The organism is Bradyrhizobium sp. SRS-191, assembly GCF_024586915.1.
Lineage (GTDB): Bacteria > Pseudomonadota > Alphaproteobacteria > Rhizobiales > Xanthobacteraceae > Bradyrhizobium.
Genome location: NZ_JANBVS010000002.1, coordinates 608,295 through 632,423 on the forward strand (window position 1 = coordinate 608,295; position 24,129 = coordinate 632,423).

Here is a 24,129-nt window from a genome sequence, read left to right on the forward strand (position 1 = left end):
GGTCATGGACGACGGCAGGCTCGACGCCCTTGGGCAGACGATCGTGAGCGCGCTTCCGGGCGCGGCGATCGGGCATTCGGTCGCTTTCAAACAGCTCACGGTCAACGTCGAGCCGGCCCGGATCGTCGAGGTCGTGAAGTATCTGCGCGATGATCCGGCCTGCCGCTTCATCAACTTCACCGACATTACGGCGGTCGACTACCCCGAGCGCGCCAAGCGCTTCGAGGTCGTCTACCACTTCCTGTCCCCGACGCTGAACACCCGCATCCGGTTGAAGGCCGAGGCCGACGAGACGACGCAGATTCCGTCGCTGATCGACGTCTTCCCGGGGGCTGACTGGTTCGAGCGCGAGACCTACGACCTCTACGGCGTGATCTTCGTCGGCCATCCCGACATGCGCCGGCTGCTGACCGACTACGGCTTCGACGGCCATCCGCTGCGCAAGGACTTCCCGACGACCGGTTTCGTCGAGGTGCGCTACGACGACCAGGAGAAGCGGGTGATCTACGAGCCGGTCCGGCTCAACCAGGAATTCCGCAAGTTCGATTTCCTCTCGCCCTGGGAAGGCGCGGACTATCCGCTGCCGGGCGATGAGAAAGCGACCAAGTGAGTGGGAGCGCAGGCATGAACGAGCAGAGCCCCGCACTTCGCAATTTCACGATCAATTTCGGCCCGCAGCATCCGGCGGCGCACGGCGTGCTGCGTCTGGTCTTGGAGCTGGACGGCGAGGTCGTCGAGCGCGTCGATCCGCATATCGGCCTGCTTCACCGCGGTACCGAGAAGCTGATCGAGACCAAGACCTATCTGCAGGCGATGCCCTATTTCGATCGGCTCGACTATGTCGCGCCGATGAACCAGGAGCATGCGTTCTGCCTTGCCGCCGAGCGGCTGCTGGGCATCGAGCCGCCGCGCCGCGGCCAGCTGATCCGCGTGCTGTATTCCGAGATCGGCCGGCTGCTGTCGCATCTGCTCAACGTCACCACTCAGGCGATGGACGTTGGCGCGCTGACGCCGCCACTGTGGGGCTTCGAGGAGCGCGAGAAGCTGATGGTGTTCTATGAGCGCGCCTCCGGCTCGCGCATGCACGCCAACTACTTCCGCATCGGCGGCGTCCATCAGGATCTTCCGACGAAGCTGATCGACGATATCGACGCGTTCTGCGATCCCTTCCTGAAGGTCGTCGACGACCTCGACCAGCTGCTGACCGGCAACCGCATCTTCAAGCAGCGCAACGTCGACATCGGCGTCGTCACCCTGAAGCAGGCCTGGGAGTGGGGCTTCTCCGGCGTGATGGTGCGCGGCTCCGGCGCGGCCTGGGACCTGCGCAAGTCGCAGCCTTACGACTGCTACGCCGAGATGGAGTTCGACATTCCGATCGGCAAGAACGGCGACTGCTACGACCGCTACCTGATCCGCATGGAAGAGATGCGCCAGTCCGTGCGCATCATGAAGCAGTGCATTGCCAAGCTGCGCGCGCCGGACGGGCAGGGGCCGGTCGTCGTCACCGACAACAAGATCTCGCCGCCGCGGCGTGGCGAGATGAAGCGCTCGATGGAAGCGCTGATCCATCACTTCAAGCTCTACACCGAGGGCGTGCACGTGCCGGCCGGCGAGATCTACGCCGCCGTCGAGGCGCCGAAGGGCGAGTTCGGCGTGTACCTGGTCGCCGACGGCACCAACAAGCCGTACAAGTGCAAGATCCGCGCGCCGGGCTTCGCCCATCTGCAGGCGATGGACTTCCTGTGCCGCGGCCATCTGCTCGCCGACGTCTCGGCCATCCTCGGCTCGCTCGACATCGTGTTCGGAGAGGTGGATCGCTGATGGGCCATGCGCCGATCCAGTTCGATCGTGCTTCCGGAGCGCTCGAAGGAGCGAACCTCTGGGAGCGCACGGCTGCATTGGCGCTGTCTACCGGTTCGAAGATCTCGTCGCACTTCTCCCATCGCGGCTACAATCGCTGCGCCAATCTGCTGCGCCTGGCCCTGCCGGAGCGTAACCTCGCTGTAAAGCTCAACCCGGACGCCGTGTTCGAGTTCCCCTATGGCGACGGCTATTGGAGCAAGCTGCTCAACCGCGACTACACTTACGAGGATGAGCTCGAGCTGCTGTTCCTCGGCGCTGTTGATGTCGATTACACCTTCATCGATGGCGGCGCCAATTACGGCTATTGGTCGGTGTTGGTGTCCAGCGCGCCGTACGGCGCGCACAAGGTGATCGCGATCGAGCCGTCAGCGGCGAACTTCGCCAAGCTCGCCAATAATGCCGACATCAATGGCGGTCGCTTCGAGGTGATGAAGTACGCCATCGGCGAAAGCCGCGGCACGGCGGTTCTGACAGGCACCAAGCACGAGGCGTTCAGCATCGCCGGCGGCAGCGATGACGGCGAGCAGGTGCCAGTAATGGCGCTCGATGATCTCATCGACGACGGCAAGGTCGCGGCCTCGGGCAAATACCTCATCAAGCTCGACGTCGAGGGCGTCGAGATCGAGGCGATCAAGGGCGGGGCGCGGCTGCTCGCGACCGACAGCATGATCCTGTGCGAGGAGCACGGCCAGGACCGTAATCATACTGTGTCGCGCTACATCCTCGATCAGACGCCGATGCAGCTCATGGTCTACGACCCCGAAAGCCGTCGTTTCGAGACCGTGACCGAGCTGTCGATCCTCGACCGCATCAAGGTGTCCGCGCACGTCGGCTATAACGTGTTCGGAACTGCAAGTGCCTTCTGGCAGAATCGCGTCGCAGCGCTCAATGCAAGTGCCGCGCGCCGCATGCAATGAAAGACTAGAGAGCCATGTCCGTCCGCCGTCTTGCCCCGAAGGAAGTCCAGCCCGCGAGCTTTGCGTTCACGGATGAAAACCTCGCCTTCGCCAAGGCCCAGATCGCCAAATACCCGGAAGGCCGCCAGGCCTCGGCCGTGATCGCGATCCTGTGGCGCGCGCAGGAGCAGAACGCGGGCTGGGTCTCGGAAGCCGCGATCCGCGTCGTGGCCGACATGCTGGGTATGCCCTATATCCGCGTGCTCGAGGTCGCGACCTTCTACACGATGTTCCAGCTGCAACCGGTCGGCAAGAAGGCGCATGTCCAGGTCTGCGGCACCACGCCCTGCCGGCTGCGCGGCGCCGAGGAGCTGATCGAGCTCTGCAAGCACCGCATCCATCACGACCCGTTCCATCTGTCCAAGGACGGCGACTTCAGCTGGGAAGAGGTCGAGTGCCTGGGCGCCTGTGTGAATGCGCCGATGGTGCAGGTCTGGAAGGATACCTATGAGGACCTGACGCCGGAGAGCTTCGGCAAGGTGCTCGACGGCTTTGCGACCGGCAACCTGCCGACGCCGGGTCCGCAGAACGGCCGTCAGTTCTCGGCGCCGGCGGGCGGACCGACCACGCTGAAGGAGAAGACATGAGCCGCAATCGCACCCGCGTTGCGGCCCTGAGCCAAGAGGGCGCCGCGATGAAGAACTGGCGCTACGTGGCGCTGCATACGCTCGCAGCCGCCGCTTTCATTTTCGTACTGCAGCGGTTCGCGCTGAACGCGACGCTGGAGTCCAGTCTGCTGTGGGCCTTGGTATTTGGCGGCTGCGCCGCCTTCATCGCCACCATGCAGTCGAACCGCTGATGTCAGAGGAAGCCGTCTGATGCTCGACGACAAGGACCGCATCTTCACCAACCTCTATGGCCTGCACGATTGGGGCCTCGAAGGCGCGCGCCGGCGCGGCAGCTGGGACGGCACCAAGGGGCTGATCGAGAAGGGCCGCGACTGGATCATCAATGAGATGAAGGCGTCGGGCCTGCGCGGCCGCGGCGGCGCCGGCTTCCCGACCGGCCTGAAATGGTCGTTCATGCCGAAGGAATCGACCGACGGCCGGCCGAGCTATCTCGTGGTCAACGCCGACGAGTCCGAGCCCGGCACCTGCAAGGATCGCGAGATCATGCGGCACGATCCGCATCATCTCGTCGAGGGCTGCCTGATCGCCAGCTTCGCGATGAACGCGCACACCTGCTACATCTATGTGCGCGGCGAGTTTATCCGGGAGCGCGAGCGGCTGCAGGCGGCAATCGATCAGGCCTATGAGGCGAAGCTGGTCGGCAAGGACAACATCCATGGCTGGCCGTTCGACATCTACGTCGCGCACGGCGCCGGCGCCTATATCTGCGGCGAGGAGACCGCGCTGCTCGAAAGCCTCGAGGGCAAGAAGGGGCAACCGCGCCTGAAGCCGCCATTCCCCGCGAATGTCGGCCTTTATGGCTGCCCGACCACGGTGAACAACGTCGAGTCGATCGCGGTCGCGCCGACCATCCTGCGCCGCGGCGCCTCCTGGTTCGCCGGCATCGGCCGTCCGAACAATGTCGGCACCAAGCTGTTCTGCATCTCCGGTCACGTCGAGCGGCCCTGCAACGTCGAAGAGGCGATGGGCATTCCGTTCCGCGAGCTGATCGAGAAGCACTGCGGCGGCATCCGCGGCGGCTGGGACAATCTGAAGGCCGTGATCCCCGGCGGCTCGTCGGTGCGCATGGTGCCGGCCGAGCAGATCATCGACACGCCGATGGATTTCGACAGCCTGTCGAAGCTGCGCTCGGGCCTGGGCACCGCGGCCGTGATCGTGATGGACAAGTCGACCGACCTGATCCGGGCGATCGCGCGTATCTCCTATTTCTACAAGCATGAGAGCTGCGGCCAGTGCACCCCGTGCCGCGAGGGCACCGGCTGGATGTGGCGCGTGCTGACGCGCATGGCAGAGGGCCGCGCGCACAAGCGCGAGATCGACATGCTGCTGGAGGTCACCAAGCAGATCGAGGGACACACGATCTGCGCGCTGGGTGACGCCGCGGCCTGGCCGATCCAGGGCCTGATCACGCATTTCCGTCACGAGATCGAAGCGCGCATCGACCAGTATTCGCATAAGGCCGATGTCGACGACGTCGGCGTGCGCGATCCCGCGCACATGGTGGCGGCGGAGTAGGTGATGGCGGTCCTGTCCGCCAGCGAGGTTTTCCCCCGCGATTGCGCCCTCACGGCGCGGAGCGCGGTGGTCCGTGGTTTGAGAGAGATGTGAGGCAATGACCAAGATCATCATCGATGGCAAAGAGATCGATGTGCCGCCGGAGTACACGCTGCTGCAGGCGTGCGAGGCGGCGGGCGCCGAAATTCCGCGCTTCTGCTATCACGAGCGGCTGTCGATCGCCGGCAACTGCCGGATGTGCCTCGTCGAGGTGAAGGGCGGACCGAAGCCGGTTGCGAGCTGCGCCTGGGGCGTGCGCGACTGCCGGCCAGGCCCGAAGGGCGAGCCGCCGGAAATCTCCACGCGGTCGCCGATGGTCAAGAAGGCGCGCGAAGGCGTGATGGAATTCCTTCTGATCAACCATCCCCTGGACTGCCCGATCTGCGACCAGGGCGGTGAGTGCGACCTGCAGGACCAGGCGATGGGCTATGGCGTCGACACCAGCCGCTACGCCGAGAACAAGCGCGCAGTCGAGGACAAGTATCTCGGCGCGCTGGTCAAGACCTCGATGACCCGCTGCATCCAGTGCACGCGCTGCGTCCGCTTCTCGGCGGAGGTGTGCGGCGTGCCGGAAATGGGCGCGACCGGCCGCGGCGAGGACATGGAGATCACGACCTATCTCGAGCAGGCGTTGAGCTCGGAGTTGCAGGGCAATCTGGTCGACATCTGCCCGGTGGGCGCGCTGACCTCCAAGCCCTATGCCTTCGCGGCGCGTCCGTGGGAGCTCGGCAAGACGCAGTCGATCGACGTCATGGACGGCCTGGGCTCGGCGATCCGCGTCGACACCCGCGGTCGCGAGGTGATGCGCATCCTGCCGCGCGTCAATGACTCCGTGAACGAGGAGTGGATCTCCGACAAGACGCGTCACGTCGTCGACGGCCTGCGCACGCAGCGGCTCGATCGTCCCTATGTGCGTGAGGACGGCAAGCTGCGTCCGGCAACGTGGCCGGAAGCATTCAAGGCGATCGCGACCAAGCTGTCGCGCATCGACGGCAAGCGGATCGGCGCCATCGCCGGCGACCTCGCCGCAGTCGAGGAGATGTTTGCGCTCAAGGATCTGCTCGCCAAGCTCGGTTCGACCAATGTCGCGGTGCAGGGCGGTGACAGCTTCGATGCCAAGCTCGGCCGTTCGTCCTATCTGTTCAATCCGACCATTGCCGGCATCGAGCAGGCCGACGCGATCCTGATCATCGGCGCCAATCCGCGCAAGGAAGCGGCCGTGCTCAACGCCCGCATCCGCAAGCGCTGGCGCTCCGGCCAGCTCAAGGTCGGCGTAGTCGGCCCGAAGGTCGATCTCACCTATTCCTATGAGCACATCGGCGCGGGCACGGACTCGCTGAGCGACGTCGCCGCGGGCAAGCATTCCTTTGCGTCCGCGTTCCGCAACGCCAAGAACCCGATCGTGCTGGTCGGCGCGGGTGCGGCTGCGCGTCATGATGGCGGTGCGATCCTGGCGCTCGCCGCCAAGATCGCGATGGACGTCAACGCGGTGCGCGACGACTGGAACGGTTTTGCCGTGCTGCACGACACCGCGTCGCGCGTCGGCGCGCTCGACATCGGCTTCAACGGCACCGGGCTGACCGGCGCCCAGATGACCACCTTCGGCACCATGGACGTGATGTTCCTGCTCGGTGCCGACGAGGTCGAGATCCCCGAGGGCGTGTTCACGGTCTATATCGGCACCCATGGCGACCGCGGCGCGCATCGCGCCGACGTCATCCTGCCGGGCGCGGCCTACACCGAGAAGTCCGGCCTCTACGTCAACACCGAGGGCCGGGTGCAGATCGCGGCGCGTGCGTCGTTCCCGCCGGGCGAGGCCCGCGAGGACTGGGCGATCATCCGCGCGCTGTCCGACGTGCTCGGCCGCAAGCTCGGCTACGACTCGCTGGCCGCGCTGCGCGCCGAGATCGTCAAGGCGGTGCCGCATCTCGGCCGCATCGACCAGATCGAGGCCGGCACGATCGCCGACATCAAGACCCTGGCGGGCAAGGGCGGCAGCCTCGAGAAGGCGCCGTTCAAGCCTGTGATCGATGACTTCTATCTCACCAATCCGATCGCGCGCGCGTCGGCGGTCATGGCGGAATGCTCCCGCCTGGCCTCCGGGCAGATGCTGACGGCAGCGGAGTGAGCGTGACCTGATGGCTGATTTCTTCGCAAGCTCGTTCTGGACCGGCTTCCTCTGGCCGCTGATCATCATGATCGCGCAGAGCGTGCTGCTCCTCGTCGTCCTGCTGGTCGCGATTGCCTACATCCTGCTCGCCGACCGCAAGATCTGGGCGGCGGTGCAGATCCGCCGCGGCCCGAACGTGGTCGGACCCTGGGGCCTGTTCCAGTCGTTCGCGGACCTGTTGAAGTTCGTGCTCAAGGAGCCGATCATTCCGGCCGGCGCCAACAAGGGCGTGTTCCTGCTGGCGCCGCTGGTGTCCTGCGTGCTGGCGCTGGCGGCCTGGGCTGTCATCCCGACCAATCTCGGCTGGGCGATCGCCGACATCAATGTCGGCATCCTCTTCATCTTCGCGATCTCGTCGCTGTCGATCTACGGCATCATCATGGCCGGCTGGTCGTCGAACTCGAAATATCCGTTCCTGGCGGCGCTGCGCTCGGCGGCGCAGATGGTGTCCTACGAGGTCTCGATCGGCTTCGTGATCATCACGGTGCTGCTCTGTGCGGGCACCCTGAATCTCTCGGCGGTGGTCGAGGCGCAGCATGCCCGCGGTCTCGCCAGCCTGATCGGCCTGCCGCAGCTGACGATCCTGAACTGGTACGTCTGGCCGCTGTTCCCGATGTTCGTGGTGTTCTACGTCTCGGCGCTGGCCGAGACCAACCGTCCGCCGTTCGACCTGGTGGAAGCTGAATCCGAGCTCGTCGCCGGCTTCATGGTCGAATACGGCTCGACGCCGTACCTCCTGTTCATGCTCGGCGAATACGTCGCTATCACCACGATGTGCGCGCTGGCGACGATCCTGTTCCTGGGCGGCTGGCTGCCGCCGATCGATGTGGCGCCGTTTAACTGGGTGCCGGGCGTCATCTGGTTCTCGCTGAAACTGTTCTTCATGTTCTTCCTGATCGCGATGGCGAAAGCGATCGTGCCGCGCTACCGCTACGACCAGTTGATGCGACTCGGTTGGAAGGTGTTCCTGCCGCTGTCGCTGGTCATGGTGGTCGTTGTCGCGGGCGTGCTGCACTTCGCCGGCATCGCGCCGAAATGAGGCTGTCATGAACATCTCCGCCACCGCACGGTCGCTGCTGCTGCAGGAGTTCGTCTCCGCGTTCTTCCTCGCGATGCGCTACTTCTTCCAGCCGAAGCCGACCCTGAACTATCCGTTCGAGAAGGGCCCGATCTCGCCGCGCTTCCGCGGCGAGCATGCATTGCGCCGCTATCCCAATGGCGAGGAGCGCTGCATCGCCTGCAAGTTGTGCGAGGCCGTCTGTCCGGCGCAGGCGATCACCATCGAGGCCGGTCCGCGCCGCAACGACGGCACCCGCCGCACGGTGCGCTACGACATCGACATGGTGAAGTGCATCTATTGCGGCCTGTGCCAGGAAGCCTGTCCGGTGGACGCCATCGTCGAGGGACCGAACTTCGAGTTCGCGACCGAGACCCGCGAGGAGCTGTACTATGACAAGGCCAAGCTGCTCGCGAACGGCGACCGCTGGGAGCGCGAAATCTCCAAAGCCATCGCGCTCGACGCGCCGTACCGCTGAGGCCGTCCGATGATCCTTCCTGCGCTCTTCTTCTACCTGTTCGCGGCGGTCTGCGTGGCCTCGGCCGTGATGGTGATCGTCTCGAAGAACCCCGTTCACTCGGTGCTCTATCTGATCCTCGCCTTCGTCAACGCCTCCGGACTGTTCGTGCTGATGGGGGCGGAGTTCCTGGCGATGATCCTGGTCGTCGTCTATGTCGGCGCGGTCGCGGTGCTGTTCCTTTTCGTGATCATGATGCTCGACGTTGACTTCACCGAGCTGCGCGAGGGCTTCCTGCAGTACATGCCGATCGGTCTCGTGATCGGCGGCATCTTCCTGTTCGAGCTTCTGCTGACGGTGTCCTACTGGGTCATCAACCCGACGACGCCGAAGGCGATCACGGCGGCGATCCCGACCAACGTCACGAACACCGAGGCGCTCGGCCTCGTGCTCTATACGAAATACGTCCATTACTTCCAGCTGTCGGGCATGATTCTGCTGGTGGCGATGATCGGCGCGATCGTGCTGACGCTGCGCCACAAGGCGAGCGTCAAGCGCCAGGACATCAACGTCCAGAACGCCCGCACGCCGGAGATGGCGATGGCCGTCCGCAAGGTCGCGGTCGGGCAGGGGCTGCAGGACACGGACGCCGCGGAGTGGGTGAAATGACCATCGGACTGGGACATTACCTCGCGGTCGCCGCGATGCTGTTCACGCTCGGCATCCTCGGCATCTTCCTGAACCGCAAGAACATCATCGTCATCCTGATGTCGGTCGAGCTGATCCTGCTCGCCGTCAACATCAACCTCGTGGCGTTCTCGACCTTCCTCGGCGACATCGTCGGCCAGGTGTTCGCGCTGCTGGTGCTGACGGTGGCGGCGGCGGAGGCCGCGATCGGTCTCGCCGTGCTGGTGGTCTACTTCCGCAACCGCGGCTCGATCGCGGTCGAAGACGTCAATCTGATGAAGGGCTAAGGCGCATGATCCGCAAGAGTGGGGGCCGGTTCGCCGGCAAGGTCATGCGTAAGGGAACGGGCGAATGATCCAGGCCATTGTCTTTCTGCCGTTGCTGGGCGCGATCCTGGCCGGCCTGATCGCTGTGCTGGGGGCGCATGCGCGCCATCCGAGCGGCGACGAGGTCGAGCATCATCACGACGACCATGGTCACGGCGTCGCCGACGCGCACGCGCATGCGCATGATGACCACGGCCATGACGATCACGGCCACGGCCACGACGACCATCATGTCGCCGAGCCGCCGGCGTCCGGCACCTGGGCCGCGCAGGCGATCACCACCGCGCTGCTGTTCGTCTCCGCCGCATTGTCCTGGGCGATGCTGGTCAGCGTTGGCTTCATGCACCACGAAGCCGGCGTGAAGGAGCTGCTGCCCTGGATCAATTCCGGCGAGCTGCAGGTTTCCTGGGCGCTGCGCGTCGATACGCTGACCGCCGTGATGCTGGTCGTGGTGACGAGCGTGTCCTCGCTCGTGCATCTCTATTCGATCGGCTACATGGACGAGGATCCGAACCGTCCGCGCTTCTTCGCCTATCTCTCGCTGTTCACCTTCGCGATGCTGATGCTGGTGACCGCGAACAACCTCGTGCAGCTGTTCTTCGGCTGGGAGGGCGTCGGTCTCGCCAGCTACCTGCTGATCGGCTTCTGGTTCCAGAAGCCGTCGGCCAACGCCGCCGCGATCAAGGCCTTCGTCGTCAACCGCGTCGGCGATTTCGGCTTCGCGCTCGGCATCTTCGCGATTTTCCTGCTGACGAAGTCGACCGACTTCGAGACCATCTTCGCCGCCGCGCCGAGCATTGCCGGCAAGACGACCATCAACTTCCTCGGCTGGCATGCCGACGCGCTGACGCTCACCTGCCTGCTGCTGTTCATGGGCGCGATGGGCAAGTCGGCGCAGTTTCTGCTGCACACCTGGCTGCCGGACGCGATGGAAGGTCCGACCCCGGTCTCGGCGCTGATCCACGCCGCGACCATGGTCACCGCCGGCGTGTTCATGGTCGCGCGCCTGTCGCCGCTGTTCGAACTCGCGCCGAACGCGCAGGCCGTTGTGATGTTCTTCGGCGCCACCACCGCGTTCTTCGCGGCGACCGTCGGCCTCGTGCAGAACGACATCAAGCGCATCGTCGCCTATTCGACCTGCTCGCAGCTCGGCTACATGTTCGTGGCGATGGGAGCTGGGGCCTACTCGGTCGGCATGTTCCACCTGTTCACGCACGCCTTCTTCAAGGCGCTGCTGTTCCTAGGCTCCGGCTCGGTGATCTACGCGATGCATCACGAGCAGGACATCCGCAACATGGGCGGCCTGTGGAAGAAGATCCCGTATACCTTCGCGGTGATGACCATCGGCACTCTGGCGCTGACCGGTTTCCCGGGCTTCGCCGGCTTCTTCTCCAAGGACGCGATCATCGAGGCCGCCTACGCCGCGCATAATCCGTTCGCGACCTATGCGTACTTCCTGACCATCGCAGCCGCCGGCCTGACCTCGTTCTACTCCTGGCGCCTGGTGTTCAAGACGTTCTTCGGCACGCCGCACGACCAGCATCACTATGATGCCGCCCACGAGAGCCCGATCTGGATGCTGATCCCGATCGGCGTGCTCGCGGCCGGCTCGATCCTGGCCGGCTTCCCCTTCAAGGGCCTGTTCACCGATCCCCATGGTGTCGAGCACTTCTTCGGCGAGTCGCTGAAGATGAACCCGCACATCCTGGAGGACATGGAGCATATGCCGTTCTGGCTGGGCCAGCTGCCCTTCATCATGATGGTCGGCGGCTTCGCGGTCTCCTACTTCTTCTACGTCAAACGTCCGGATATTCCGGAGGAGCTCGCCGCGCAGCAGCCGCTGCTCTACAAGTTCCTGCTGAACAAGTGGTACTTCGACGAGCTGTATGACCTGATCTTCGTCCGTCCGGCGAAGTGGCTCGGCCGCTTCCTCTGGAAGAAGGGCGACGGCTTCGTCATCGACGGGTTCGGTCCGGATGGCGTCTCGGCGCGGGTGCTCGACGTCACGCGCAACGTCGTCAAGATCCAGACCGGTTATCTCTATCACTATGCCTTTGCCATGCTGATCGGCGTCGCCGGCCTGATCACCTGGTTCATGTTCATGGGGGGCCAGCAATGACCACCTGGCCGATTCTCTCCGTCGTCACCTTCCTGCCGCTCGTCGGCGCGCTGCTGATCTATCTGGTCCGCGGCGACGACGAGGCGGCCCAGCGCAATGCGCGCTGGATCGCGCTGTGGACCACGCTGATCACCTTCGCGGTGTCGGTGATCCTGGTGCTGCGCTTCGATCCCGGCCAAACCGACTTCCAGTTCGTCGAGAAGTCGAACTGGCTGGCAGCCGGCATCAGCTATCACATGGGCGTCGACGGCATTTCGCTGCCGTTCGTGATCCTGACCACCGCCTTGATGCCGTTCTGCATCATGGCGAGCTGGAAGTCGGTCAAGAACCGCCTGCGCGAATACATGATGGCGTTCCTGATCCTGGAAACGCTGATGGTCGGCACGTTCTCGGCGCTCGACCTCGTGCTGTTCTACCTGTTCTTCGAGGGCGGCCTGATCCCGATGTTCCTGATCATCGGCGTCTGGGGTGGCCCGCGCCGGGTCTACGCGTCGTTCAAGTTCTTCCTCTACACGCTGCTCGGCTCGGTGCTGATGCTGCTCGCCATCATGGCGCTGTATTGGAACGCGGGCACGACCGACATCCCGACCTTGATGCACACGGCGGTGCCGCGGTCCTTGCAGACCTGGGCGTGGCTGGCGTTCTTCGCCTCCTTCGCGGTGAAGATGCCGATGTGGCCGGTGCACACCTGGCTGCCGGACGCGCACGTCGAGGCGCCGACCGCCGGCTCGGTGATCCTGGCCGCGATCCTCTTGAAGATGGGCGGCTACGGCTTCCTGCGCTTCTCGCTGCCGATGTTCCCGCTGGCCTCGCACGACTTTGCCCCGCTGGTGTGGACGCTGTCGGCGATCGCGATCATCTACACCTCGCTGGTCGCGCTGATGCAGGAGGACATCAAGAAGCTCATTGCCTACTCGTCGGTGGCGCATATGGGCTTCGTGACGATGGGCATCTTCGCCGGCACCATGCAGGGCGTGGCCGGCGGCGTGTTCCAGATGATCTCGCACGGCATCGTCTCGGGCGCGCTGTTCCTCTGCGTCGGCGTCGTCTACGACCGCATGCATACCCGTGAGATCGCCGCCTATGGCGGCCTCGTCAACCGGATGCCCGTTTACGCGCTGGTGTTCATGGTGTTCACCATGGCCAATGTCGGTCTGCCCGGCACCTCCGGCTTCGTCGGCGAGTTCATGACCCTGCTCGGCACCTTCAAGGTGTCGATCCCGACGGCGTTCTTCGCCACCTTCGGCGTCATCCTGTCGGCCGGCTATGCGCTGTGGCTGTACCGCAAGGTGGTGTTCGGCGCGCTGACCAAGCCGTCGCTCGCGAGCATCAAGGACCTGACCTTGCGTGAAGGCGTGATCCTGTTTCCGCTGGTGGCGCTGACCATCCTGTTCGGCGTCTATCCGAAGCCGATCCTGGACATGTCGGCCGCCTCGGTGCAGCAGCTCGTCACCAACTACAATACCGCCGTGACGGCCGTGAAGGCCGCCGCGCTGCTCCAATGATGAGACCCTTGGGGTCGGGACAGAGACGATGATCGAGAATCTTGGGCCTCAGCTTTGGGTGGTGCTGCCGGAGCTGCTGCTGGCCTTGGGGGCCATGGCGCTGTTGATGCTGGGTGCGTTTCGCGGGCAGGGGGCGACGGGGATCGTCACCGGCCTTGCGGTCGCTCTGCTGATCGTGGTCGGCATCCTGGTGCTGAGGCAGCCGGTCGGCCAGGCCTTCGGCGGCAGCTTCATCGCCGACGGCTATGCGCGCTTCCTGAAGATCCTGGCGATCATCGGCTCGGTGGCGACGCTGGTGATGTCGGTCGAGTTCCTGTCCTCGCCCGACCGGCGCATCTTCGAATACGCGATCCTGGTGCTGCTCTCGACCTTGGGCATGCTGGTCCTGATCTCGGCCGGTGACCTGATCGCGCTCTATCTCGGCCTCGAGCTGATGTCGCTGGCGCTCTACGTCGTCGCCGCCAGCCATCGCGACAACGTCAAGTCGACCGAAGCCGGCCTGAAGTACTTCGTGCTCGGCGCGCTGTCCTCGGGCATGCTGCTCTACGGCGCCTCGCTGATCTACGGCTTCACCGGAACGGTGAACTTCGCCGGCATCGCGGCGGCGACCAAGACCGGCGGCGTCGGCGTCATCTTCGGCCTTGTCTTCCTGTTCGCCGGCATGTGCTTCAAGGTCTCGGCGGTGCCGTTCCACATGTGGACGCCGGACGTCTATGAAGGCGCGCCGACCCCGGTCACCGCGTTCTTCGCCTCGGCGCCGAAGGTCGCCGCGCTCGCGGTGTTCGCCCGCGTCGCGTTGACCGCGTTCCCCGGCATCACCTTCCAGTGGCAGCAGATCGTCGTGTTCGTCTCGATCGCCTCGATGGCGCTCGGCTCGTTTGCCGCGATCGGCCAGACCAACATCAAGCGCCTGATGGCCTATTCGTCGATCGGCCATATGGGCTTCGCACTGGTCGGCCTCGCCGCCGGCACGGTCGAGGGCGCGCAGGGCGTGCTGACCTACATCGCGATCTATGTCGCGATGACGCTGGGCTCGTTCGCGGTGATCATGGCGATCAAGCGCAACGGCCAGTCGTTCGAGAAGATCAGCGATTTCGCAGGTCTCTCGCGCACCAATCCGCTCCTCGCCTTCATGTTCGCGATGCTGCTGTTCTCGCTGGCCGGCGTTCCGCCGCTCGCGGGCTTCTTCGCCAAGTGGTACGTGTTCGTCGCCGCGATCAAGGGCGGGCTGTTCACGCTGTCGGTGATCGGTGTGCTCACCAGCGTTGTGGGCGCCTACTATTATCTGCTCATCGTCAAGACGATGTATTTCGACGAGCCTCTCGCCACGGTCGATCCGGTTCGGATCGAGCTGCGCACCGTGCTCGCGATCTCCGGCATCTTCAACATCCTGTTCTTCGCCTATCCCGGCCCGCTGGTCAGCGCCGCCGCGGCCGCGGCGAAGTCGCTGTTCTAAATGTCATTTGCTCTCGGGGCCCGTGCCGCTGCCAGCGGCTACGGGCTCGTCGTCTTCGATCAGGCCGGCTCGACCAATATCGAGGCCCTCACCGCCGCGCGTCAGGGGGCCAGGGCGAGCTGGTTCGTCACCACGGAGCAGACGGCCGGACGTGGCCGCCGCCAGCGGCCGTGGATCGCGCCACGCGGCAATCTGGCGTCCTCGGTCCTCGAAGTGCTCAATGTCGCGCCGGCCGTCGCCGCGACCCTCGGCTTCGCCGCCTGCCTCGCAATCTCCAGCGCTTTGCGACAGGTCAGCCGTGAGGCTGTGCTGCGGTCCGGTGGCAGTTCAAACCTCGATTTCTCGGTGAAATGGCCTAACGACGTGCTCGCCGGCGGCAGCAAGATCGTGGGCATGCTGCTGGAAGCGGAGCAAGTGTCCGGCGGGCTCGCGGTCGTCGCCGGCATCGGAACCAATGTGGTGGCAGCGCCGACCGATACCCCGACACCGGCGGTCTCGCTGCGGGACCTCGGAGTGGAGGTCAGCGCCGAGGATCTGTTCACCGCGCTGTCCGACAGCTGGGTCGAATACTTCGGCATCTGGAATGAGGGGCGCGGCTTTGGCGACATCCGAAAGCTGTGGCTGGAGCGGGCGGCTGGCCTTGGTCAGCCCGTCGCCATCAGGTCCGGACATGCTATCATCGAGGGGATTTTCGACACGATCGACGAACAGGGTTGTATGCTGGTGCGGACCGCGGAGGGACGATTGGAGCCGATCACGGCCGGTGATGTTCATTTCGGCTCGGTCGCATCCAAAGGAGCGGTCTAGATGGCGCGTCCCGACGAACTGACATTTGCGCCGCTCGGCGGCGTTGGCGAGATCGGCATGAACCTGTCGATCTACGGCCTCGGCAATCGCCACCAGCGCTCCTGGCTTGCGATCGATCTGGGCGTGTCCTTTGGCGACGAGGAGCATCTGCCGGGTATCGATCTGATCATGCCCGACGTGAGCTTCCTGGAGAAGGAAGGCAAGAACCTCGTCGGCCTGGTGCTGACGCACGCGCATGAGGACCATTTCGGCGCCATCATCGATCTCTGGCCGCGGCTGAAATGCCCGATCTACGCGACCAAGTTCAGCGCCGCGCTGTTCGAGGCCAAGTGCGAGGCCGAGCGGCTTCCCGCCAAGATCCCGGTCAAGGTGATCCCGTCGGGCGGGCGCGTCGACATCGGCCCGTTCAACGTCGAGTTCATCCCGGTCGCGCATTCGATTCCGGAATCGCATGCGCTGGCGATCCACACCGAGGTCGGGACGGTGCTGCACACCGGCGACTGGAAGATTGATCCGACGCCGGTGCTGGGCGCGCCGACCGACGAGAAGCGGCTGCGCGAGCTCGGCGATGCCGGGCTGCTCGCGCTGATCGGTGACTCCACCAATGCCGTGCGCGAGGGGCGGTCCCCGTCCGAGGCCGAGGTTGCCAAGACGCTCACCGCGCTGGTGAAGGAAGCCAGGGGGCGCGTCGCCGTCACCACGTTTGCCTCCAACGTCGCGCGCATTCGCGCCGTCGCCGACGCCGCGCGCGAAGCCGAGCGCGAGGTCGTCATCGTCGGCCGCGCCATGGAGCGCGTCGTGCAGGTCGCGCGCGAGACCGGCTATCTCGAGGGCGTGCAGAATTTCCGCGGTATGGATCTGTACGGCCACTTCCCGGCCGACAAGGTCCTGGCGCTGTGCACCGGCAGCCAGGGCGAGCCGCGCGCGGCGCTGGCGCGCATCGCCAATGACGATCATCCGCTCGTGACGCTGAACAAGGGCGACACCGTCATCTTCTCCTCACGGACCATCCCCGGCAACGAGAAGGCGGTCGGCGCCGTCATCAACGGCCTGGTGCAGCAGGGCATCGAGATCATCACCGACCGCAACCATCTGGTCCATGTCTCCGGCCATCCCCGGCGCGACGAACTGCGCGACATGATCGCCTGGACGCGGCCGCAGCTCCTGATCCCCGTTCACGGCGAAGCGCTGCATCTGCATGAGCACGCGCGGCTGGCGCGCGCCTGCGGCGTGCCGAAGGTGATCACCTGCCGCAACGGCGATCTCGTCAAGCTCGGCCCCGGCGATCCCGGGATCATCGATCAGTTGCCGGCAGGACGCCTCTACAAGGACGGCACCATCCTCGAGGATTCGAAGTCGCGCGCCGTCGTCGAGCGGCGCAAGATGAGCTTCGCCGGCTGCATCTTCGTGGCCATGGCCGTCACCGAGAAGGGCGAGCTGGCCGATGACCCCGAGGTCGACATGGTCGGCATCCCCGAGAAGACGACGGCCGGCGAGCAGATGGACGACATCGTCTTCGACGCTGTTGTCTCGACCTTCGAAGGCCTGCCGCGCGCGCGCCGGCGCGATCCCGATGCCGCCGCGGAGTCGGTGCGGCGTGCCGTGCGGTCCGCCGTCAACGAGCAGTGGGGCAAGAAGCCGATCTGCCTCGTTCACGTCTTGGAAGTCTGAGTATTGGAAGTCTGAGCACGCAAGGCCGATTCAACGGCCGGGGATCAAAGAGTGGAGGATGTCATGCTGGGCCGGCTGAACCACGTCGCCATCGCGGTCAAGGACGCCGAGAAGGCGGCAAAGATCTACGGCGCGGCATTCGGCGCTGAGATCTCCGCGCCGCTGCCGCTGCCGGATCACGGCGTCATCACGGTGTTCGTGACCTTGCCCAACACCAAGATCGAGTTCATCCAGCCGCTCGGCGAGGCCTCGCCGATCGCGAAGTTTCTCGAGCGCAACGCCGATGGCGGTATTCACCATGTCTGCTACGAGGTGCCCGACATCATCGCTTCGCGCGACACGCTGATCAAGGAAGGTGCCCGCGTGCTCGGCGACGGGCTGCCGCGCATCGGCGCGCATGGCAAGCCGGTGCTGTTCCTGCATCCGAAGGATTTCTCCGGCGCGCTCGTCGAGATCGAGCAGGCCTGAGGCAGCGGGACGATCATGGTCTATACGATCTCAACCTGGCTCGCGATCTACTTCGTGTTGTGGTGGGTCACCCTGTTCGTGACGCTGCCGTTCGGCGTCCGCAGCCAGCACGAGACCGGCGGCGCCGCGCCCGGCACCGATCCCGGCGCGCCGACGATCAGCCTGATGGGACGCCGCCTGATCTGGACCACGGTGCTGTCGGCCGTGATCTTCGGCCTCGCGCTCGCAGCCTATCAGGCCGGCTATCTCAGCATCGAGCGGCTCTCGAAGCTGATGGGACTCCCGTTCTAGCCGCTTGCGTCGCACAACATCCCGACGAAGCCGATGCGCGGACGCGCGTCGGCTTTTTTGCTATAGGAGGCGACAACAAGATCGACAGGGAGGTCGCGCGTGACGACATCGGCCGCAGCCGGGCAGGGGACGCCGCCGGGCTATCGCATTCTCAATGAAACGGATCTTCGCCGCACACTCGCGGCCACACCGGCGGTCGCAGCCCAACTCGGCGGACCGGCCGAGAACTGGGAGATCACCGAGGTCGGCGACGGCAATCTCAATCTCGTCTTCATCGTCAAGGGATCGACCGGCGGTCTCGCGGTGAAGCAGGCGCTGCCTTACGTGCGCCTGGTCGGCGAGAGCTGGCCGTTGCCTTTGTCACGCGCTCACTATGAGCATCTGGCGCTGACGCATCAGAACCGTCTCGCATCCGGCCTGGTACCGGCGATCGTGCATCATGATCCGGCGCTGGCGCTGACCGCGATGGAGCTGCTCGAGCCGCATATCATCATGCGCAAGGGCCTGGTTGCCGGCACGATCTATCCGGGCTTCGTCGAGCACATCACGACCTTCATGGCGCGGACGCTGTTCTTCTCGTCCGATCTCGCGCTCTCGGCCGCTGCGAAGAAGGACGCGATCGCAAGCTTCGCCGGCAACCACGCGCTGTGCAAGATCACCGAGGATCTGATCTTCACCGATCCCTATCGCATTGCCGAGCAGAACCGCTGGACCGCGCCCTGGCTCGACGCGACCGCGGCGGACATTCGCGCCGATCTCGATTTGCACGTCGCGGTCTCGCGGTTGAAGCTCAAGTTCCTGTCGCGTGCCGAGGCGCTGATCCATGGCGATCTGCATACGGGATCGATCATGGTGACGGACACCGAAACCAAGGTGATTGATCCTGAGTTCGCCTTCTATGGCCCGATGGGATTCGACGTCGGCGCCGTTCTCGCCAACCTGCTGATGGCCTATTTCGCCTCGGCCGGGCACGAGCAGTCGCACGGCGACAGGGAGGCGTTCGAGAGCTGGGTGCTGGGCACGGTGGATGAGGTGTGGAGCGGCTTCGTTCGCAAATTCCTGGCGCTGTGGCGAAGCGAGGCGACAGGCGATGCCTATCCGTTATCGCTGTTTCCCGGCGAGGCAGGCGCCACGCGGCTCGAGGCCGAACGTCAGGCCTATCTGGCGAGGCTGTTCCAGGACGCCATCGGCTTCACGGCGGCGAAGATCATCCGCCGCATCCTGGGCCTGGCGCACAACATCGATTTCGAGTTGATCGAGGATACGAGGCAGCGCGCGACGTGCGAGGCGCGGGCGCTGCGCCTGGCGCGCACGCTGATGGTCGAGACGGCTTCATTCACAACCATCGGCGCGGTGACGAAGGCCGCGCGCGAGCTGCGGCATTGGCAGCCGGAGTTTTGACCTGTCGGTGTTAGTCCGGCGGAGCACAACGCTCACTCGGCCATGACGTGGCGGAGGCTGCGCTTGCCCTGGCCATAAACGACGCGGCCGCCGATCCCGCCGGAGGACCGGTGGCCTCTGCCTTTCGGCGAGGGGCGGAATCAAATACCGTCACGCCCAATCTGCAATTTCAGGTGGCGCAATGGCTGGTCGCAAGGATCAGAAGGCTCAGGATCGAACCAAGGCCGGCCCGGCGCCGGGCGGCGATCTGGCCCAATTGCACCAGACCGCGGTCGAGCACATGCGCGCCGGCCGGACTCTCGACGCCCAGCTGTGTTGCCAGCAGCTGCTGGCGCAGGACCCCGGTCATGCCGACACGCTGCATCTGATGGGCCTGTTGTGCATCCAGAGCAAGCAGCTCGACCATGCCGTGGAATGGCTCGCCAACGCCCTCAGGCGCGAGCCCAAGCCGCTCTACCTCACCACGCTCGGCACCGTGCTTCTGCAGCAGGGACGCGGCGCAGAGGCGCTGAAAGCCTTCGAGAAAGCCGTCGAGCTCGAGCCGGGCAGCGCAGAGCGGTGGCACAATCTTGGATTGGTGCTCGCCCAGCTGGGAGGCAACGATGACGCCATTCTCAGCTTCCAGCATGCGCTCAAGCTCGATCCCGCCTATTGGAGCGCCGCGCAAAACGCCGCGATCCTCTCGCATCAGGCGGCGCGTTTCGAGGACGCGCTCGTCCATCTCGATCTGTGCGAACGGCTCCGCCCCGGCGACACAAGGACACTGAGCCTGCGCGCGACGACGCAGATCGCTCTCGCGCGCTATTCGGACGCCCTCGTCGATCTCGAACGGCTCCGCTTGCTCGATCCGACCAATGCTGACGTCTGCAATCAGATGGGGAACTGTCTGTCGGCGCTCGGCCGCCATGGCGACGCCTTGCTCGCTTATGACATCGCATTCGCGCTTGGCGACAAGCATGCGCTGAAGAACAAGGCGATTGCGCTCGAGCAGCTCGGCCGCTTCGACGAGGCCTTGGCCGGCTATCAGCGTGCCGTGGCTGATGATGCAAGCGATGCCGGCGCAGCCTGGAATCTGGCGCTGCTTCAACTGCTGACCGGAAATTTCGAAGCCGGCTGGGCCGGGCGAGAGGCGGCCCGCTGGCGAATCCCGATCCTCGTCGACGGCTATCCCAAGCTGTCCGGACCGCTGTGGCAGGGGGCCGAGCCCATCGACGGCAAGACCATCCTGGTCTGCCCGGATGAAGGTCTCGGCGATGTCATCCAGTTCGTCCGCTACGTCCCGATGCTGGCGGCCCGCGGCGCGCGGGTGATCCTGCTGGTTCAGGACGAATTGCAGCCGCTGCTGTCGCAGCTTCCCGGCGTCGCGCAGTGCATTCCGAAATCGGCGGCGATGGTGCCGCCCTATGACTTTCACTGTCCGCTGACCAGCCTGCCGCTGGTGCTTCAGACCCGCCTCGACACCATCCCGTCTGAGACGTCCTATCTGCCTGCGGCGCCGCCGGATCGTGTCGCGGCGTGGGATCGGCGCCTTGGCTCGCATGATCGCTTGCGCGTGGGGCTCGTCTGGTCGGGTAACCCCCGGCACCCGCGGGATCGCGCCCGTTCGATGCCGTTCCGGACGGTTGCCGGGCTGCTTGATGCCGACGCGACCTTCATCAGCCTCCAGAAGGACCCGCGTCTCGAGGATCGGCCCGCGTTGGCGGCACGGACGGATGTGATCGATCTGACGGCCGGTCTCACCGATTTCGTCGAGACGGCGGCGCTGGTCTCGAGCCTGGATCTCGTTATCACCGTCGACACCAGCGTTGCGCATCTCGCGGCCGCGCTCGGTCGTCCGACCTGGGTCCTGTTGCCCTATGCGCCGGACTATCGCTGGCTGCTCGGCCGCGACGACAGCCCGTGGTATCCGACCATGCGCCTGTTCCGGCAGGACGAGCGTCGCGACTACGCCGAGGTCATTGGGCGGGTCCGCACAGCGCTGCAGGACACCATCGCCCGTCGCGCGCTTCGGAGCGAGACGCGCTGAGCGGCGTGCCGTCGGGCCGTGCGGCCGCCCGGATTGCTGATGTCTGTTGGCGGTGTATAAGTCGGCCCCCGTCTGCGGCTGCCGCGGACAACCGTCCCATGGCAGGCCATGCGTCCAACCGACAGCACGAAACCCGATGAGGCTGGGTCGCCGCAGGCGCCGCGCGGCGGCGCGGTCGCGTTCATCTTCGTCACCATCCTGCTCGACATGCTCGCGCTCGGCCTGATCATGCCGATCCTGCCGAAGCTGATCGAGAGCTTCGTCGGCAACGACACCGCGCAGGCGGCGCGCATCTTCGGCCTGTTCGGCACCGCCTGGGCGCTGATGCAGTTCGTGTTCTCGCCGGTGCTCGGCAGCCTGTCGGACCGGTTCGGCCGGCGGCCGGTGATCCTGCTGTCGAACTTCGGGCTGGCCGCGGACTACGTGCTGATGGCGCTGGCGCCGTCGCTCGCCTGGCTGTTCGTCGGCCGGCTGATCTCCGGCGTGACCTCGGCCAGCATCTCCACGGCGTTTGCCTACATCGCCGACCTCACGCCGCCGGACCGGCGCGCCGCGATCTTCGGCCGCATCGGAGCTGCGTTCGGCGCCGGCTTCGTGCTCGGGCCGGCCACCGGCGGCCTGCTCGGCGACATCGATCCGCGGCTGCCGTTCTGGGCGGCGGCGGGCTTGAGCTTCGCCAATGCGCTGTACGGCCTGTTGGTGCTGCCGGAATCCTTGCCGGCCGAGCGTCGCAGCCCGTTCCGCTGGCGCGCGGCGAGCCCGCTGGGCGTGCTGCGATTGCTGCGCTCGGACCGGACGCTCGCGGGACTGTCGCTCGTCAACTTCATCACCCAGCTCGCCCATGTCGTGCTGCCGTCGACCTTCGTACTGTACGCGACCTATCGCTATGGCTGGGACACCCGCACGGTCGGCCTGACGCTCGCGATCGTGGGCGTCTGCGCGATGGTGGTGCAGGGCGGGGCGGTCGGCTTCATCGTACGCACGCTCGGCGAGCGCGGCGCGCTGATGTTGGGGCTGTGCTCGGGAACCCTCGGCTTCCTGATCTTCGGCCTCGCGCCGACGGGGCAGCTGAGCTGGCTCGGCATTCCCGCGATGGCGCTGTGGGGCGTGTCAGGCGCTGCGATCCAGGCGCTGATGACGCGGCTGGTGCCGCCGGACCGGCAGGGCCAGCTGCAGGGGGCGACCTCGAGCGTGCAGAGCATGGCCCAGCTCGCGGGTCCGTTCCTGTTCACGCTGACCTTTGCGTATTTCATCGGCGCCACGGCACCGCTGCATCTGCCCGGCGCGCCGTTCCTCCTGGCATCTGTGCTGCTGATCGCGGCGCTGCTGGTCGCGATGCGGACGCTGCGCGCGGGCAAAGAAAAACCCTCAGCCTGAGCGGATGAGGGTTTCGCGTCGAGCCGAGACGGCGCGCGGCGCCGCCTCGTCTGAGATTGAAGCTGTTACTTCTTCACCAGGGGGCACTCGCTGGCTTCGAGCGGCTTGGCGGCGTCCTCGGCCGGGATGGTCGCGATCAGCTTGTAGTAGTCCCACGGATATTTGGATTCTTCCGGCTTCTTCACTTCGAACAGATAGGCCGGGATCAGGCGGCGGCCGTCGGCGCGCAGCGGGCCCTTGCCGAACAGCGGATCGTCGGTCGGGATCTCCTTCATCTTGGCGACGACCTTGGCGCCGTCATGCGGATTGCCGCCGAGCGCTTCCAGCGCCTTCAGGTAATGCAGCGTGCCGGCGTAGTTGCCGGCCACCGTCATCGACGGCATCGTGCCCTTCGGCGACAGCTTCTGGAACCGCTTCGACCATTCGCGGGTGTTGTCGTTGAGATCCCAGTAGAACGACTCGGTGAACGTCAGGCCCTGCGCCACCTTCAGTCCCAGCGCATGCACGTCGTTGACGAACAACAAGAGCGCGGCGAGCTTCTGGCCGCCCTGGACGATGCCGAACTCGGACGCCTGCTTGATCGCGTTGGTGGTGTCGCCGCCGGCATTGGCGAGGCCGATGACCTTGGCCTTCGACGACTGCGCCTGCAGCAGGAAGGAGGAGAAGTCGGCGGTGTTGAGCGGATGCTTGACCGAGCCCAGCACCTTGCCGCCATTGGCGGTGACCACCGCCGACGTGTCGCGCTCCAGCGCGTGGCCGAACGCGTAGTCCGCGGTGAGGAAGAACCAGCTGTCGCCGCCGGCCTTGGTCAGCGCCTTGCCGGTGCCGTTCGCCAGCATGTAGGTGTCGTAGGTGTAGGAGATGGTGTTGGCGTTGCAGGCCTTTCCGGTGAGGTCGGCGCTGGCGCCGCCGGAATTGATCAGGATCGAGTTCTTCTCCTTGACCAGGTTGGAGATGGCCAGCGCCACGCCGGAGTTCGGCGTGTCCATGATCACGTCGACCTTCTGGGTGTCGATCCACTGCCGGCCGATGTTGACGCCGATGTCGGGCTTGTTCTGGTGATCGCCGCTGATGACCTCGATGGTCCAGCCCTTGGCCTTCATGCCGGAATCTTCGACCGCCATGTTGATCGCAGCCACCGAGTTCGGGCCGCCGATGTCGGCATAGAGGCTCGACATGTCGTTGAGCACGCCGATCTTGACGACCTTGTCGTCGGCGAAGGCGGAGCCGGCAAAACTGAGCGTGGTGGCGGCAAGCAGCGCGGCCATCCGCCGCGCGTGAGACGTCGTCATCAAAGTCCTCCCTGGTG

At 65.4% G+C, this 24,129-nt stretch carries 22 protein-coding genes; 21 read left to right on the plus strand and 1 reads right to left on the minus strand.

Annotated elements, in window-relative coordinates; all coding sequences use genetic code 11:
- Positions 1 to 4 precede the first annotated feature (4 nt).
- From NLR35_RS06615 to NLR35_RS06715, 21 genes are all read left to right on the plus strand, one after another.
- Complete coding sequence (locus NLR35_RS06615; protein ID WP_257165726.1) at positions 5 to 610, plus strand: NADH-quinone oxidoreductase subunit C; 606 nt, start codon at positions 5 to 7, stop codon at positions 608 to 610.
- Between the two features lie 14 nt (positions 611 to 624).
- Positions 625 to 1,821: an NADH-quinone oxidoreductase subunit D gene (locus NLR35_RS06620; protein ID WP_257165727.1), complete on the plus strand. Its 1,197-nt coding sequence runs from the start codon at positions 625 to 627 to the stop codon at positions 1,819 to 1,821.
- On the plus strand, positions 1,821 to 2,780 hold the full coding sequence (locus NLR35_RS06625; RefSeq protein ID WP_257165728.1) for an FkbM family methyltransferase: 960 nt from the start codon (positions 1,821 to 1,823) through the stop codon (positions 2,778 to 2,780). Before NLR35_RS06620 ends, NLR35_RS06625 begins: the two co-directional genes overlap by 1 nt.
- A gap of 14 nt (positions 2,781 to 2,794) precedes the next feature.
- Complete coding sequence (gene nuoE, locus NLR35_RS06630; RefSeq protein ID WP_257165729.1) at positions 2,795 to 3,406, plus strand: NADH-quinone oxidoreductase subunit NuoE; 612 nt, start codon at positions 2,795 to 2,797, stop codon at positions 3,404 to 3,406.
- On the plus strand, positions 3,403 to 3,618 hold the full coding sequence (locus NLR35_RS06635; protein WP_257165730.1) for a hypothetical protein: 216 nt from the start codon (positions 3,403 to 3,405) through the stop codon (positions 3,616 to 3,618). Before nuoE ends, NLR35_RS06635 begins: the two co-directional genes overlap by 4 nt.
- A 19-nt stretch (positions 3,619 to 3,637) precedes the next feature.
- A complete protein-coding gene (nuoF, locus tag NLR35_RS06640; protein ID WP_257165731.1) occupies positions 3,638 to 4,963 on the plus strand; it encodes an NADH-quinone oxidoreductase subunit NuoF in 1,326 nt (441 codons plus the stop codon).
- Positions 4,964 to 5,060: 97 nt separating this feature from the next.
- Positions 5,061 to 7,130, plus strand: a complete 2,070-nt coding sequence (gene nuoG, locus NLR35_RS06645; protein ID WP_257165732.1) for an NADH-quinone oxidoreductase subunit NuoG — start codon at positions 5,061 to 5,063, stop codon at positions 7,128 to 7,130.
- Positions 7,131 to 7,140: 10 nt separating this feature from the next.
- Positions 7,141 to 8,211 (plus strand): NADH-quinone oxidoreductase subunit NuoH, encoded by a 1,071-nt coding sequence (gene nuoH / locus NLR35_RS06650; protein ID WP_006611004.1) that lies wholly within the window; start codon positions 7,141 to 7,143, stop codon positions 8,209 to 8,211.
- Between the two features lie 7 nt (positions 8,212 to 8,218).
- Positions 8,219 to 8,707: an NADH-quinone oxidoreductase subunit NuoI gene (nuoI, locus tag NLR35_RS06655; RefSeq protein ID WP_006611003.1), complete on the plus strand. Its 489-nt coding sequence runs from the start codon at positions 8,219 to 8,221 to the stop codon at positions 8,705 to 8,707.
- 9 nt (positions 8,708 to 8,716) lie between these two features.
- A complete protein-coding gene (locus tag NLR35_RS06660) occupies positions 8,717 to 9,355 on the plus strand; it encodes an NADH-quinone oxidoreductase subunit J (RefSeq protein WP_257165733.1) in 639 nt (212 codons plus the stop codon).
- Positions 9,352 to 9,660: an NADH-quinone oxidoreductase subunit NuoK gene (gene nuoK, locus NLR35_RS06665; protein WP_006611001.1), complete on the plus strand. Its 309-nt coding sequence runs from the start codon at positions 9,352 to 9,354 to the stop codon at positions 9,658 to 9,660. Before NLR35_RS06660 ends, nuoK begins: the two co-directional genes overlap by 4 nt.
- Positions 9,661 to 9,724: 64 nt before the next feature.
- Positions 9,725 to 11,818 carry an NADH-quinone oxidoreductase subunit L gene (nuoL, locus tag NLR35_RS06670; RefSeq protein ID WP_257165734.1) on the plus strand — a complete coding sequence of 698 codons (2,094 nt, stop codon included), beginning with the start codon at positions 9,725 to 9,727 and terminating at the stop codon, positions 11,816 to 11,818.
- A complete protein-coding gene (locus NLR35_RS06675) occupies positions 11,815 to 13,323 on the plus strand; it encodes an NADH-quinone oxidoreductase subunit M (RefSeq protein WP_257165735.1) in 1,509 nt (502 codons plus the stop codon). The genes nuoL and NLR35_RS06675 overlap by 4 nt, the downstream gene beginning before the upstream one ends.
- A 28-nt stretch (positions 13,324 to 13,351) precedes the next feature.
- Positions 13,352 to 14,779 (plus strand): NADH-quinone oxidoreductase subunit NuoN, encoded by a 1,428-nt coding sequence (nuoN, locus tag NLR35_RS06680; protein WP_257165736.1) that lies wholly within the window; start codon positions 13,352 to 13,354, stop codon positions 14,777 to 14,779.
- A complete protein-coding gene (locus tag NLR35_RS06685) occupies positions 14,780 to 15,586 on the plus strand; it encodes a biotin--[acetyl-CoA-carboxylase] ligase (protein ID WP_257165737.1) in 807 nt (268 codons plus the stop codon).
- Positions 15,587 to 17,257, plus strand: a complete 1,671-nt coding sequence (locus NLR35_RS06690) for a ribonuclease J (RefSeq protein ID WP_257165738.1) — start codon at positions 15,587 to 15,589, stop codon at positions 17,255 to 17,257. It abuts the gene before it with no gap.
- Between the two features lie 63 nt (positions 17,258 to 17,320).
- Positions 17,321 to 17,725 carry a methylmalonyl-CoA epimerase gene (gene mce / locus NLR35_RS06695; protein ID WP_257165739.1) on the plus strand — a complete coding sequence of 135 codons (405 nt, stop codon included), beginning with the start codon at positions 17,321 to 17,323 and terminating at the stop codon, positions 17,723 to 17,725.
- Between the two features lie 15 nt (positions 17,726 to 17,740).
- Entirely contained in the window at positions 17,741 to 18,016 is a 276-nt protein-coding gene (locus tag NLR35_RS06700; RefSeq protein WP_257165740.1) for a DUF1467 family protein, read from the plus strand.
- Between the two features lie 99 nt (positions 18,017 to 18,115).
- Positions 18,116 to 19,417, plus strand: coding sequence for an S-methyl-5-thioribose kinase (gene mtnK / locus NLR35_RS06705; protein ID WP_257165741.1), 1,302 nt, complete (start codon positions 18,116 to 18,118; stop codon positions 19,415 to 19,417).
- Between the two features lie 181 nt (positions 19,418 to 19,598).
- On the plus strand, positions 19,599 to 21,443 hold the full coding sequence (locus tag NLR35_RS06710) for a tetratricopeptide repeat-containing glycosyltransferase family protein (protein WP_257165742.1): 1,845 nt from the start codon (positions 19,599 to 19,601) through the stop codon (positions 21,441 to 21,443).
- Positions 21,444 to 21,551: 108 nt separating this feature from the next.
- Complete coding sequence (locus NLR35_RS06715; RefSeq protein WP_257165743.1) at positions 21,552 to 22,820, plus strand: TCR/Tet family MFS transporter; 1,269 nt, start codon at positions 21,552 to 21,554, stop codon at positions 22,818 to 22,820.
- Positions 22,821 to 22,885: 65 nt separating this feature from the next.
- Here the strand turns inward: NLR35_RS06715 and NLR35_RS06720 are convergent, their stop codons facing one another.
- Complete coding sequence (locus tag NLR35_RS06720) at positions 22,886 to 24,112, minus strand: ABC transporter substrate-binding protein (RefSeq protein WP_257165744.1); 1,227 nt, start codon at positions 24,110 to 24,112, stop codon at positions 22,886 to 22,888.
- Positions 24,113 to 24,129 lie beyond the last annotated feature (17 nt).

Excerpts from the sequence above, each read along its gene's own strand:
- nuoI (WP_006611003.1), top strand. The coding sequence starts at position 8,219 with ATGAACATCTCCGCCACCGCACGGTCGCTGCTGCTGCAGGAGTTCGTC.
- nuoE (WP_257165729.1), top strand. The coding sequence starts at position 2,795 with ATGTCCGTCCGCCGTCTTGCCCCGAAGGAAGTCCAGCCCGCGAGCTTT.
- NLR35_RS06620 (WP_257165727.1), top strand. The coding sequence starts at position 625 with ATGAACGAGCAGAGCCCCGCACTTCGCAATTTCACGATCAATTTCGGC.
- nuoF (WP_257165731.1), top strand. The coding sequence starts at position 3,638 with ATGCTCGACGACAAGGACCGCATCTTCACCAACCTCTATGGCCTGCAC.
- NLR35_RS06635 (WP_257165730.1), top strand. The coding sequence starts at position 3,403 with ATGAGCCGCAATCGCACCCGCGTTGCGGCCCTGAGCCAAGAGGGCGCC.
- nuoK (WP_006611001.1), top strand. The coding sequence starts at position 9,352 with ATGACCATCGGACTGGGACATTACCTCGCGGTCGCCGCGATGCTGTTC.
- NLR35_RS06660 (WP_257165733.1), top strand. The coding sequence starts at position 8,717 with ATGATCCTTCCTGCGCTCTTCTTCTACCTGTTCGCGGCGGTCTGCGTG.
- nuoN (WP_257165736.1), top strand. The coding sequence starts at position 13,352 with ATGATCGAGAATCTTGGGCCTCAGCTTTGGGTGGTGCTGCCGGAGCTG.
- nuoG (WP_257165732.1), top strand. The coding sequence starts at position 5,061 with ATGACCAAGATCATCATCGATGGCAAAGAGATCGATGTGCCGCCGGAG.
- NLR35_RS06675 (WP_257165735.1), top strand. The coding sequence starts at position 11,815 with ATGACCACCTGGCCGATTCTCTCCGTCGTCACCTTCCTGCCGCTCGTC.
- NLR35_RS06715 (WP_257165743.1), top strand. The coding sequence starts at position 21,552 with ATGCGTCCAACCGACAGCACGAAACCCGATGAGGCTGGGTCGCCGCAG.
- NLR35_RS06720 (WP_257165744.1), bottom strand. The coding sequence starts at position 24,112 with ATGACGACGTCTCACGCGCGGCGGATGGCCGCGCTGCTTGCCGCCACC.
- NLR35_RS06615 (WP_257165726.1), top strand. The coding sequence starts at position 5 with ATGGACGACGGCAGGCTCGACGCCCTTGGGCAGACGATCGTGAGCGCG.
- nuoH (WP_006611004.1), top strand. The coding sequence starts at position 7,141 with ATGGCTGATTTCTTCGCAAGCTCGTTCTGGACCGGCTTCCTCTGGCCG.
- nuoL (WP_257165734.1), top strand. The coding sequence starts at position 9,725 with ATGATCCAGGCCATTGTCTTTCTGCCGTTGCTGGGCGCGATCCTGGCC.
- NLR35_RS06685 (WP_257165737.1), top strand. The coding sequence starts at position 14,780 with ATGTCATTTGCTCTCGGGGCCCGTGCCGCTGCCAGCGGCTACGGGCTC.
- NLR35_RS06690 (WP_257165738.1), top strand. The coding sequence starts at position 15,587 with ATGGCGCGTCCCGACGAACTGACATTTGCGCCGCTCGGCGGCGTTGGC.
- NLR35_RS06625 (WP_257165728.1), top strand. The coding sequence starts at position 1,821 with ATGGGCCATGCGCCGATCCAGTTCGATCGTGCTTCCGGAGCGCTCGAA.
- NLR35_RS06700 (WP_257165740.1), top strand. The coding sequence starts at position 17,741 with ATGGTCTATACGATCTCAACCTGGCTCGCGATCTACTTCGTGTTGTGG.
- mce (WP_257165739.1), top strand. The coding sequence starts at position 17,321 with ATGCTGGGCCGGCTGAACCACGTCGCCATCGCGGTCAAGGACGCCGAG.
- NLR35_RS06710 (WP_257165742.1), top strand. The coding sequence starts at position 19,599 with ATGGCTGGTCGCAAGGATCAGAAGGCTCAGGATCGAACCAAGGCCGGC.